The following is a 12,008-nucleotide window of genomic DNA, read 5'->3' on the forward strand; positions in this document are numbered from 1 at the left end:
GGTCTTTGTATAATGAAAATAACTCAAACGTTTGCGGAGGTTTGCGATGGGCAAAAAGGTGACTATAAGTGATATCGCAAGAAGGCTTGATATCTCGCCTTCGACTGTTTCAAGGGCATTATCAGGTAAACCCGGAGTAAGTGATGAACTTAGAAAAAAAATATTGAGCCTTGCAGAAAAGATGGATTATATCCCGAATGTCGCAGCAAAATCACTAAAAACACAAAAGACTAAGACTATAGGTCTGATTATTTCAGATATAAGAAACCCGTTTTTCCTTGATGTCATGCATGGTGTTGAAAGCGTATTGTTTCCTAGAGGATATAAGTTCATTGTCTGTAGCATCAATGAAAACCTTGAGAGAGAAGCAGTTTATTTAAATTGGCTCATGGAACATGGGGTTGAAGGTATCCTTGCTTCTCCATTGACTACTGTGAGTGGAAAACATAATGGTAGGTTGTACAAAAAAATTGCAAGACTCGGCATACCAGTGGTTTTCTATGACAGGCTCATACAATCAGTAGAGAACTTTGACAGTGTTGTGCTGGACAACGAAACCGCAATTGCTGACGGTGCATTTTATTTGACAAGAAAAGGCCACAAAAAGATAGGAATATGTCTTGCAAGAAGAGGTCTTTACACGATTGAAGAGCGTTACAAGGGATTTAAAAAAGCTGTCGAACTACTCCGAATAGAGACGAAGCCGGAATGGATTATTGAAGGAAAACATCCACTGGATAATTCTTTCGAAAAATTAAGGAAACTTTTTAATTCTGAGGAAAGACCAACTGCGATTATATCTACAAACCACCCAATGACTCGAACAATTCTCAAAGCAGCGAGAGCCTGTGGACTTAAAATTCCAGAGGATATTTCTGTGCTTGGGTTTGATGACTTAATAGAAAACGAGCTCATGTCACCACCAATTACGACGATACGCCAACCTGTTATGGAAATCGGTAGAATCGCAACTACTTTGTTGCTGGGACGCATAGACGGCGAAAAGGGAAAACCTTCCAGTATCAAGTTAAAAGCCGAACTAATTGAAAGAGAATCAGTTAAAACTCTAATGCTACCCTAAGTTGAAAAATATGGGGGATAGCCCCCAATTATGAAAACATTGGAGGTGGAGGTGTACTTATGAAAAAGGGGTTAGTGTTTCTTCTGCTCATGCTTTTTGTAATTTCCGTTCCACTTAATGCGTTTGCTTACACCAAAGGAGTCCCAGCAAAAAACATGAGGATCTTCTTCATTGTTAAGGCAACTGAATCTGAGTACTGGCAAATAGTTCTGGACGGTGCCAAGAAGGCGGCGAATCATTTTGGTGTGAAATTGATCGCTCAGGCACCGACATCTGAAGCAGACGTTGCACGACAGGTTGCAATCCTAGAAACCGCTGTATCTTTGAGACCTGATGCCATCGTTATTGCTCCAACAGTTGCCGATGCCCTTGTTCCAGGAATTGAACGGGCAATGGATGAAGGCATTCCGGTTATAATAATCGACTCAGCAGCATCAACAGATAAATTCGCAAGCTTCCTCGCATCCAACAATTATGCGATAGGTCAAAAGTCTGCGGATGCTTTAGCAGAAGCAATGATAAAGAAATACGGCAAAGCTGCTGGAAAAGTTGCTGGAATAACTTTCCTATCAGGAGTTGGTTCTCTTGAGGCTAGAAAGAAAGGCTTCTTAGACAGAATAGCTGAGAAATATCCTGAAATAGAGGTTGTGGCTTTCCAAGATGCTCAGGGTAAACAGGGTAACACAATCGGAATTGTTCAGGACCTTTTGACCGCTTATCCTGATCTTAAAGGTATTTACGCTAACAACCAATATACTGGAGATGAGCTTGTTAGAGCTCTCGATATTATGGGTAAGAAAGGAATTCCTGCTGTTGCAGTTGACGCTGGTCCCCAGGAACTTTACGGTCTCGAAAACGGTTTCCTTGATGCAGTCCTTGTTCAGAGACCATGGGTAATGGGATATGCAGGAGTTGCTTATGCTATTATGGCAAGAAATGGTATTCCTCTCGCAAAGAACGTTGATACGGGAATTATTGTTGTTACACAGGAAATGGTGAAAAGCGGAGCGGCAGATGAAGCTCTGAAACCAGTGGAATTCCATAAAGATTGGTGATTCAGGATTTTTACGTCGTGTGGGGCGATCATGCCCCACATTACTTTCTCATCTTTGAAAGTGGGGAGATATCATGAACTATGAAGAATATGCCATTGTAATGAAAAAAATTGACAAACAATTTCCTGGTGTCCACGCTTTAGATCATGTTGATTTCTTTTTAAAACCTGGTGAGGCCAAGGCTCTCGTCGGTGAGAATGGTGCAGGAAAATCCACATTGATAAAAATTCTTACAGGAGCTTATCAGCAAGACGAAGGAGAGATCTTCGTTTTTGGGAAAAAAGTTGAGAGAATGTCGCCTATTTTGTCAGAAGAACTAGGGATATCTGCTGTTTATCAGAACCTTGTCTTAGCCAATCATCTGACCGTCGCGGAAAACATCCTTTTAGGAAATGAAAAATCGGCCTTTGGATTTGTAGACAAAAAATTCATGATAAAACGTGCTTATGATATTTTGGATCAGATTGGATATGCTGATGTAATTAATCCAAACTTGAAAGTGGGAGATCTTAGCGCGGCCCAACAAGGAATGGTGGCAATTGCTCGTGCACTCTCCAGAGATGCTAAGGTGATTATATTTGACGAACCAACAGCTGTGCTTGCAGATAGAGAAGTCAAAGAACTTTTTAGGGTTATTCTCCAGTTGAAGAAGAAGGGAATTTCGGTGATTTACATTTCCCATAGGATGGAGGAAATCTTTGAGCTTTGTGATACAGCTTTGGTCCTGAAAGACGGGAAAGTTGTTGGGGAACGGCCGGTTAAAGAAACTACTGAAGATGAGCTGATTACGATGATGGTAGGTCGTGAACTCAAGAAAGATTTCTATAACCCCAACAAGAAAATCGGTTCGGAAATCTTGAAGGTTGAAGAAATTGAGAATGAGAAACTCAGAAAATGTAGTTTTTCGATTAGGAGCGGGGAAATAGTTGGAATATACGGTCTTGTTGGTTCAGGCCGTACAGAACTTTCAAGGGCAATTTTTGGAGCAGACACAATTACATCTGGAAAAATTTTTATAAACGGAAAAGAAGTTAAAATCAAGAGTCCGCACTCAGCTATAAAACATGGGATTGGACTAATACCTGAAGATAGACGTCAACAAGGTCTTGCTTTAAAACTCAATGTGAAACACAATATTAATTTACCGATATACGATCGCATTGGCCGTTTTGGGTTTATCAAGCTTTCAAAAGAAACGAAGAACGCGAAGCATTATGTGAAAGTCCTGTCGATAAAAACTCCTTCTTTAACTCAGATCGTTTCCAACTTAAGCGGAGGAAACCAGCAAAAAGTTGTAGTTGCTAAATGGCTTGCAAGCCAATCCAAAATTTTCATAATGGATGAACCTACAAATGGGATAGATGTTGGGGCAAAAGAGGAAATATATGAATTGATGAACGACTTAGCTCAAGAAGGTGCAGGAGTTGTTTTTATCTCCTCATACATGCCTGAACTTATTAGTATTTGTGACAGAATTCTTGTAATGCGTGAAGGCAAGATTGCTGGAGAACTTCAGAGAAAAGATTTCAGCGAAGAAAAAATATTGTCGATTGCTATTAAATCCGAGAACAATATTGAAGCAGGGAAAGTGAGGGAATAGATATGGCTAGTAGTAGTTCTATTCAAAAATCTAAAAAACTCATTCTTAATACTCAATTAATTGTTCTAATTGTAGTTGCTATTATTTGGGTATTTCTCGCTTTTCAAAGTGAGTATTTTCTCACTATGTCTAACATCAAAAATATAATGCGACAAATGGCTATCCAAGGTGTTCTTGCTGTTGGTATGGTTGTCGTAGTCATAACCGCGGGAATTGATTTGTCCTGTGGAGCTGTGCTAGCGCTCGTGAACATCATCATGTCGAAAATGGTAGTTGCTGGGACTCCAACCTGGTTATCTATCGTGACTGTTCTTGCGATATCAGCTGCGATCGGGTTTATAAATGGTGTGGTTATCTTCGATCTCAAAGTTCCTGCATTTATTGCAACTTTGGGTATGATGACCATAGCCAGAGGAGCAACTCTGCTGATATCAAAAGGTAACAACGTTTTCGGCTTACCAAGAAGTATCGCGGATTTTGCATCTTCTGATTTTTTAGGAATACCAACATTATTTTGGTTCCTTATAGCAGCAACGGTAATAATCGAAATGGTTTTACGCTTAACAAAATTCGGTAGATATGTATACGCAATTGGAAGTAACGAAGAAGCAGCCAGGTTATCCGGTGTCAATATACGTTTTGTTACTTACGGTGTTTACGTCCTTGCAGGTTTCATGTGGGGTATAGGCGGTGTACTTGAAACTAGTAGACTTTGGATGGGAGTTCCTACAACCGGAACCGGTTATGAACTTGATGCTATCGCGGCCGCTGTTCTCGGTGGTGCCAGTTTGTTCGGCGCTGAAGGAAATGCTCTTGGGGCATTTATTGGAGCTCTTGTGATGATAACGATCTATAATGGAGCTGTCCTTATGAATGTAAATCCATTCTGGACAAGAATTATTGTTGGTGTAATTCTCGTTGTCACAGTTGCAATAGACCAGCTGAGAAAGAGAAGAAGTTCGTAAGGTATTTAAAATACTTAAAAAGAAAGGAGTAATGAAAATGAGGAAACGAAGAGTCGGAATCATAACGTTTTCTGATGGTAGGGAATTTGTGCATAAAGAATTGCTCGAAATGAACAAACACTTCGAAGATAGACTTGTAAAAGCTCTGGAAGAGACCGGGGAAATAGAAGTAATAAGAGCATCTGAAATAGTTTGGAAACCTTCCCTAGCAAAGAAAGCGGGGATCGAACTCCTGAAAGCGCAGGTGGAAGTCACTATTTTTAATTACGCAATCTGGTGTTGGCCTCATTTAACAGTTATGGCTTCATTGTTCGCCCCTGGTCCTTATCTCTTGTATGGCCAGATAAATCCAAAGTACCCTGGTATGGTTGGTCTTCTCGCAGCGGCTGGTGCGTTGGAACAAATCGGTGTTTTTCCGGAAAGAATTTGGGGAGAACCAGAAAATCCAGAAGTTATAGGGAAGGTTCTCAAATTCATAAGAGCTGCATCTGCTGTCAACCGTCTAAAGGGTGAACGATACGGTACGTTTGGTGGAAGACCTATGGGAATGTACACCGCGGCAGCGAATGGAGATCAGTGGTTAAAAGAGTTTGGGATTGATGTAGAACAAATTGATCAATACGAATTGGTAATAAGAGCAGAGAAAATATCAGGTGAAAAGAGAAGAAAAGGTCGAGAATGGTTAGAAAAATTGGCGAATGTGATATACGATGGAAAACAGCTGACTCCAGAGATCCTCGAAAGACAGGTTGCCATGTATGAAGCGGCGATGGAAATAATAAGGGAATATGAGTTGGATTTCGTTGGGTTCAAAGGTCAACCGGAAATGACAAACAACTACGCGACAATGGACGTTGTGGAAGCCTTCCTGAATGATCCTTACGATTGGAACGGTTCAAAGGAGCCTATAGTGGCTGCGACGGAAACAGACATGGACGGAGCGCTTACAATGGAAATCTTCAAACACATTGCACAAACCCCCGTTCTTTTTGCTGATGTCAGGCACTATTTTGAGGATAAAGATATCTTAGACCTCTGCAACTCAGGAACACACGCTACATATTTTGCAGGAAAATCCTTTGATCCTGAGGTAAACCTAAAGAAAGTGACGCTTTACCCTGAAAGTTTCTACTTCCCCGCAGGAGGAGCCGCTGTAAAGCACTTTGCTGCCCCCGGAAGGGTGACAATGGCTCGATTGGCCAGACAAAATGGTAAATATGTCATGACTATCGTTCCCGGAGAATTCTTGGAACTCCCCGAAAACGAAATGGAGAAGCTAGCGAAAGACGTACAAATCGAATGGCCACATGCTTACATGAAATTAGACACAGATATGGAAACATTCCTCAGAAATTATCCGTGTAACCACATACATGGCGTTTATGGAGATTACACTGAAGAATTGGTGCATTTTTGTCGGTTAAAGGGTATCGAATACAGAATCCTTGGATCGCAGAAATGAGCTTCTGGGGGTATAGACTATGTTGAAAAATATTCCAAAGGTAATCTCTCCTGACCTGATGGCTGTACTCATGAAAATGGGACATGGAGATGAGATCGTTTTGGCAGACGGGAATTTTCCGGCTGAATCTTTCGGTCCCCAGGTCGTCAGGGCCGATGGCCTTGGAATTCCAGAACTTCTAGACGCAATCTTAAACTTTCTCCCATTAGATACTTTTGTGGACGAAAACGTTATTCTTATGGACAACGGGAAAGAAGAGAAACCGCCTATTTGGGAAGATTACAAAAGGATTCTCGAGGCGTCTGGCGAAAAGATAAAACTGAAAACGGTAGATAGATTCGAATTTTACAACCTGGCTAAGAAAGCATATTGTATAGTAGCCACAAGCGAAACCGCATTGTATGCAAACGTCATACTCAAAAAAGGAGTGGTAGAAATTTAATGCTATTCATCGACGACTTCAGTGAAGAGGCTGTAAGACTGGTGGAAAATCCTGTCTTTTCGGGTTTGACTACGAACCCAACGATTTTAAAAAGAGACAGACCAGATCTTACCATGTTAGATGCCATGGCTTTACTGGAAAAAGTCCCGGGAACAATGCACTTTGTTCAGGGTAGCGTGAAAACCACGGAATGGATCACACTTTTAGAAGAACTAATTGAAGCCGGGAAGATAACCGCTTCTAAGTTTGTAATTAAACTTCCATGGGAACCAAGCATTGCAGCGCCAATCACCAAGGAATTAGAAAAGATGGGGCTAAAAACCTGTGCCACCGCAGTTTATTCTCTCAGGCAGTGTTACACGGCTTTAACTGTTGGTGTGGATTATGTTGCGGTTTATTTTGACAGGATGAAACGCTCGGGAATAGATCCAATAAAACGGATTCAGGAAATGTTGAAAATAGGGGCTAACACCGATAATTCCCCGAAGATTCTCGCGGCAAGTGTCAAGGAACTTCAAAGTGCTTATGAACTCATTGCTATCGGAGTTGATTCACTTACTTTGCCGTTGAAGCTTGCCAGAGAATTCATCGAAGGTGATTTTCTGATGAACGATCTTGAGACCTTCGAAAAGGACTTTAGAATGTGAGGATGTGTTATGGCGAATCCCATACTATGTGCTGGAGAAGTTTTGTTTGATTTCTTATCTAAGAACCCCGGAGCTGGTCTTGGTGAAACCACACTTTTTGAAAAAAGGCCGGGAGGTTCTCCGTTCAACATCGCGGTGGGATTACGAAGGCTTGGAATACCCGTGGCGTTTCTGGGAAAGGTAGGAATGGACGAGTTTGGGGATGCCCTTTTATCATACCTGATCTCTGAGGGAATCGATACCCGCTTCGTTGTCAGAAGCCCCAACACAAAAACCTCCCTTGCCTTTGCCGCGATAGACAAACACGGAAAACCTGTATTCAGGTTTTACCGCGACAATGCCGCGGATGTGAGTTTAAAGATAACTGAAATACCGGATATCGATCCGCAAAATTTCTCTTTGTATCACTGCGGTTCAATATCCTTACTGGAAGAACCTTCGGCAAGTACTTACCTTGAAATCTTCAGGCGATTTGTGAAGTCTGGTGTAAAAACATCCTTTGATCCTAACATAAGGAGAAGCCTTATCAAAAACGAAAAAAGCTACCGAACATTATTGACTGAAATCATTGCCAATGCTGATATTATCAAACTGAGTGATGAGGATCTGGAATACATAACAGGCGAGAAATCTCCAGAAAAAGCTGTCAATAAACTCCCCATAAAAAATGATACCGTGATATTCGTAACCCTCGGAAGTAAAGGTTCGCTGGTTTGCAAGGACAAAGAGATTTCCCATATTCCCGGCTATAATGTCAGTGTCTCCGAAACAACAGGATGTGGAGATTCATTCATGGCCGCTATCCTATCTCATATGTATAAACTGGACAAAGAAGAAATTGCGAGGCTATCTATCACGGAGTTTGTAAAAGTAGCAAAGTTTGCCAATGCTGAAGCCGCAATTGTAGCCACCAGATATGGTGCCGCAGATTCAATGCCGTATAAACAGGAAGTCGAAGAGTTTCTTTCAAAGCAGGAGAATTGAGGTGAAGAAGTCGTGAAAGGCTTCTTGGCAATAGATATTGGAGCATCCGGCGGGAAAAGTCTTCTTGGAATCTTTGACGGAGAAAAATTAGAATTGAAGGAAATTTATAGATTTCCGAATATTCCAGTAGTGGTAAATGGTCATACGCACTGGGATATCCTTTGTCTGTACAATAATGTTCTTGAATGTATAAAAAAGGCTGCAAGAATCCCGGGAATTGAGCTAGATACTGTTGGTATTGATACATGGGGAGTGGATTTTGGCCTTTTGGATAAAGACGGCTTTTTACTCGGTAATCCCTTTCATTATCGCAATATGTTTAAGACAAATGTTATGGAACATGCAATTAATAAGGTAGGGAAAGAATGGATTTTCAAGCGTGCACCGGCACAGTTCAAACCATTCAATACGCTTTATCAATTAATAGCTTTTAAAGAACGACAATTGAGCTACCTTGAAAAGGCACATACTTTGCTTATGATGCCGTCTTTGTTCAGTTATTTCCTTACCGGAGAAAAGGTCATAGAATTTACCATGGCGACGACTACGCAGCTGTATAACCCATTTCACAACATCTGGGACAAAGAGATCTTGGATATCTTTGGAATCCCAGACATTTTGCCCAAAATCGTTCCCTCCGGAACAATTCTTGGAACTATTAACACAAGAAACTTCGAATGGTTGAAAAACGATGTGAAGGTTGTTTTGCCAGCTTCCCATGATACTGGTTCTGCGGTTGCATCTATACCAACTGATGACCCCGGAGTTATGTTCATCAGCATTGGTACATGGGCTGTGGAAGGGGTTATCCTTGATGAACCCATGATAAGCGAAAAGGTTATCCAGCTAAATTTTGCGAATGAAGGATGCCATGGTAGGAGATACAGATTGCTTCAGAATATAACCGGGTTATGGTTAATTCAAGAACTATTACGAAAATGGAAGGAGAAAAATCACAATCTCGACTATAAAGTTCTGGAAGAATTGGCAAAAAACGCACCTCCGTTTCAAGGAATGATCGATCCTGATTCTCATGAATTCCAGAACCCTGATGATATGGAGGTTGCGATTGTAAAGAACGCAAAGGAACTTTCAGGTAAAACTCCCCGTAGCAACGGTGAGATTGTTAGAATAGCGTTAGAAGGAATAGCGTTAAAAACGAGACTTATAAAAGATCAACTTGAGATGCTTACAGGTAGGAAAATTGATAAGGTACATATGATTGGAGGAGGAGTAAAGAACAAATTGCTGTGTCAGTTAATCGCCAACGCAACGAACTTGCCTGTTGAAACCGGTCCAATTGAAGGAACAGCTATTGGAAACATAATTGTTCAAATGATTGCTAGTGGTTATCTTAGAGATCTAAAAGAAGGTCATGAAATAATTCGCAGATCATTTAATTTTGAAATTTTCGAGCCGCAGCAAGGGCAACACTGGAATGATATGTACGAAAAATGGAAGGAACTAAGAACAGCATTTAAATGAAACCTAGGGAAACGATTTTCTGTGAATAGGAGGTGATTTTATGGATCTTTTGATGGGAATAGATATAGGTACGAGTTCAACAAAGGCCATTGTGACCGACGAAAAGGGAAACGAAATAGCTTCAGCGTCTGCGAGTTACTCCATCAATACGCCAAAACCCTTATGGGCGGAATGCGACGCTGAGGTCTGGCTGGATGCCGTGCTTAAAGTCATGGCGGAGCTTTCGAAGAAAATTGACACGACCAACGTTAGGGCAATAGCGGTAAGCGGCTTGTATGGTGGTGCGGGAGTACCTTTAGATGCTGAGATGAACCCCATTTATCCCACGCTCATCTGGATGGACAAACGGGCAGTTGAGCAAACTGAATGGGTGAAAAAGAATATAGGTATCGACAAGTTGTTTGAGATCACCGGAAACACCGTGGATCCATATTTTGGATTCACGAAGATGATGTGGATTCACGATAACGAGCCCGATGTCTGGGAGAAAATAAATCTCTTTTTACCACCGAAGGATTACGTGATCTATAAGCTTACAGGACAAATTTCCACAGATCTATCCTCAGCCGGAAATATAGGGGGTATTTTTGATTTAAAAAAACGCCGCTGGTCTGTTGAGCTTCTGAAAGAGTTAAAAATACCCGAAGAGAAACTCCCTGAAAGTATCGTGCCTTCAGAGACTGTCGTTGGATTTCTTTCAAAGGAGAGCGCGGAGCAGACAGGTTTCAAACCTGGAACGCCTATTGTGTCCGGAGGTGTGGATGCAGCTGTCGCGACCCTGGCGTCAGGGGTATGTGAAGAAGGAGAAAATACGGCGATGATAGGGACTTCCATGTGCTGGGGGACGATCCACAGTGGAAACCACCTCGACTGGCATTTTGTGAATTTCCCTTATGTAATTAGGGGTAAAGAACTCATATACTCCTTCGGTGGCGCCACGACCGCCGGCGCGATAGTGGAATGGTTTAAAAAGGTCTTCAAAGAAGAAAGTTTAAAGGAGCTTGAAACAGTAGCAAAGACCGTTGACCCGGGAGCTGAAGGATTAACGGTATTGCCCTTCTTTATGGGTGAGCGGGCGCCTTTGTGGGATATGAACATACGCGGAGGTATTTACGGGCTCAGCTTGAGCCATGGGGAAGGGCACATTTACAGGGCTTTCCTTGAAGCGATAGCCTACGTTTTGAAATTAAATGTTGAGGCAGCAAAAGAGGCGAAAATCCCAATAAATGCCGGTACAATGGTCGTCGGTGGTATGTCAAACAGCCATCTGTGGTTAAAGATAGCTGCTTCAGTCCTGGAACGCGATATTTATTCGTTCCCCATATCTTCCGATGCGCCTTACGGGGATTGTTTCCTGGCGGGATTGGCTATCGGGTTGTTTAGCGACGTGAGGGAGATAAAGAAATGGTTGCCTGCAGGGTTGAGGACACAACCTACAAATGACTGGATTCCAGTATACAAAGAAGCCTACACTAAATTTGAAAAGCTGTACAGAGGTATAAAAGCTGGGGGATTATGAAGAATACCCCAGCTTTTTTGAAATGTCGTTGGTTGCTTTGAGAAGAAGCGGTATGTACTCTTTGATTTTCTGCTCTGTCATTCTCACAGCGGGACCGGAGATGCTTACAGAAGCAACGACTTCGCCTTTTCTGTCAAAAACCGGTGCTCCTATACATTGAATGCCTTCTTCATGCTCGCCGAGGTCCCAGGCCAGTCCCTCTTCTTTAATTTTTTGCAGTTCAGTTTTCAATTTCCCTCTGGTGGTTATCGTTCTTTTAGTAAATGCGTTCAGTGAGATTTTCGAGATGATTCTGTCCTGTCTATCGGGTGGCAAAAAGGCTAAGATTGCTTTTCCTATGGCTGTACAGTGGAGTGGAGCGCGCTTTCCTATCCATACTTTTAAACGCAGGGAATGGGCACTTTCAAGCCCTTCTATTGAAACAACCTCATTTCCATCAAGAATACCGAGGTGAATTGATTCTCCAGTTTGCTGGTGAAGCCAGTCCAGATAAGGAAATGCGAGATCCCTTAGTTCCATCGATGCCAGATAGATGCTCCCCAGCTCAAACAGTCTGACACCGATTTTATATCGCAGTGTCTTTCTATCTTTGTTAAGGATATTGTATTTCACCATCGCTTCCGCAATACGATAAACTGTGGGTTTTGGCAGGTTAGTTTTTTCAACGAGTTCCCCGAGACTGAGTTCGGGTTTTTCAGTACTAAAAGATTCCAGAATGCTTATAAAACGTTCCAGTGATTGCAAAGATATCACCTCTTATTTATGCCA

Annotated in this window: 11 protein-coding genes; 10 read left to right on the top strand and 1 reads right to left on the bottom strand. The window is 41.9% G+C overall.

The genetic code is table 11. The annotated features are described in order from the left end of the window. Positions 1-46: 46 nt before the first annotated feature. The 10 genes from IX53_RS03505 to IX53_RS03550 all read left to right on the top strand — a co-directional run bounded on the left by IX53_RS03505 (position 47) and on the right by IX53_RS03550 (position 11,240). Positions 47-1,081 (top strand): LacI family DNA-binding transcriptional regulator, encoded by a 1,035-nt coding sequence (locus IX53_RS03505; RefSeq protein WP_047754178.1) that lies wholly within the window; start codon positions 47-49, stop codon positions 1,079-1,081. Between the two features lie 59 nt (positions 1,082-1,140). Further along, positions 1,141-2,136, top strand: a complete 996-nt coding sequence (locus tag IX53_RS03510) for an ABC transporter substrate-binding protein (RefSeq protein WP_053001134.1) — start codon at positions 1,141-1,143, stop codon at positions 2,134-2,136. Positions 2,137-2,209: 73 nt separating this feature from the next. Next, positions 2,210-3,736 (top strand): sugar ABC transporter ATP-binding protein, encoded by a 1,527-nt coding sequence (locus tag IX53_RS03515; RefSeq protein ID WP_047754179.1) that lies wholly within the window; start codon positions 2,210-2,212, stop codon positions 3,734-3,736. A gap of 2 nt (positions 3,737-3,738) precedes the next feature. Then, positions 3,739-4,701 (top strand): ABC transporter permease, encoded by a 963-nt coding sequence (locus IX53_RS03520; RefSeq protein WP_047754180.1) that lies wholly within the window; start codon positions 3,739-3,741, stop codon positions 4,699-4,701. 37 nt (positions 4,702-4,738) lie between these two features. Then, positions 4,739-6,163 (top strand): L-fucose/L-arabinose isomerase family protein, encoded by a 1,425-nt coding sequence (locus tag IX53_RS03525; protein WP_082128458.1) that lies wholly within the window; start codon positions 4,739-4,741, stop codon positions 6,161-6,163. 19 nt (positions 6,164-6,182) lie between these two features. Further along, entirely contained in the window at positions 6,183-6,605 is a 423-nt protein-coding gene (locus IX53_RS03530; protein WP_047754182.1) for an RbsD/FucU family protein, read from the top strand. Beyond that, positions 6,605-7,252 (top strand): transaldolase family protein, encoded by a 648-nt coding sequence (locus tag IX53_RS03535; protein WP_047754183.1) that lies wholly within the window; start codon positions 6,605-6,607, stop codon positions 7,250-7,252. Before IX53_RS03530 ends, IX53_RS03535 begins: the two co-directional genes overlap by 1 nt. 9 nt (positions 7,253-7,261) lie before the next feature. Next, positions 7,262-8,236, top strand: a complete 975-nt coding sequence (locus tag IX53_RS03540) for a carbohydrate kinase family protein (protein ID WP_047754184.1) — start codon at positions 7,262-7,264, stop codon at positions 8,234-8,236. A gap of 12 nt (positions 8,237-8,248) precedes the next feature. Further along, positions 8,249-9,721, top strand: a complete 1,473-nt coding sequence (locus tag IX53_RS03545) for a rhamnulokinase (RefSeq protein ID WP_047754185.1) — start codon at positions 8,249-8,251, stop codon at positions 9,719-9,721. A gap of 40 nt (positions 9,722-9,761) precedes the next feature. Continuing rightward, entirely contained in the window at positions 9,762-11,240 is a 1,479-nt protein-coding gene (locus tag IX53_RS03550) for an FGGY-family carbohydrate kinase (RefSeq protein ID WP_047754186.1), read from the top strand. Here the strand turns inward: IX53_RS03550 and IX53_RS03555 are convergent. Next, positions 11,235-11,984 carry an IclR family transcriptional regulator gene (locus IX53_RS03555; protein ID WP_053001136.1) on the bottom strand — a complete coding sequence of 250 codons (750 nt, stop codon included), beginning with the start codon at positions 11,982-11,984 and terminating at the stop codon, positions 11,235-11,237. The genes IX53_RS03550 and IX53_RS03555 overlap by 6 nt on opposite strands. Between the last annotated feature and the right edge of the window lie 24 nt (positions 11,985-12,008).

It is taken from the genome of Kosmotoga pacifica (assembly GCF_001027025.1).
Classification (GTDB): domain Bacteria; phylum Thermotogota; class Thermotogae; order Petrotogales; family Kosmotogaceae; genus Kosmotoga_B; species Kosmotoga_B pacifica.

Bases quoted from the DNA above. Each gene is read 5' to 3' on its own strand.
- IX53_RS03505 (WP_047754178.1), top strand. From the start codon at position 47: ATGGGCAAAAAGGTGACTATAAGTGATATCGCAAGAAGGCTTGATATC.
- IX53_RS03510 (WP_053001134.1), top strand. From the start codon at position 1,141: ATGAAAAAGGGGTTAGTGTTTCTTCTGCTCATGCTTTTTGTAATTTCC.
- IX53_RS03515 (WP_047754179.1), top strand. From the start codon at position 2,210: ATGAACTATGAAGAATATGCCATTGTAATGAAAAAAATTGACAAACAA.
- IX53_RS03520 (WP_047754180.1), top strand. From the start codon at position 3,739: ATGGCTAGTAGTAGTTCTATTCAAAAATCTAAAAAACTCATTCTTAAT.
- IX53_RS03525 (WP_082128458.1), top strand. From the start codon at position 4,739: ATGAGGAAACGAAGAGTCGGAATCATAACGTTTTCTGATGGTAGGGAA.
- IX53_RS03530 (WP_047754182.1), top strand. From the start codon at position 6,183: ATGTTGAAAAATATTCCAAAGGTAATCTCTCCTGACCTGATGGCTGTA.
- IX53_RS03535 (WP_047754183.1), top strand. From the start codon at position 6,605: ATGCTATTCATCGACGACTTCAGTGAAGAGGCTGTAAGACTGGTGGAA.
- IX53_RS03540 (WP_047754184.1), top strand. From the start codon at position 7,262: ATGGCGAATCCCATACTATGTGCTGGAGAAGTTTTGTTTGATTTCTTA.
- IX53_RS03550 (WP_047754186.1), top strand. From the start codon at position 9,762: ATGGATCTTTTGATGGGAATAGATATAGGTACGAGTTCAACAAAGGCC.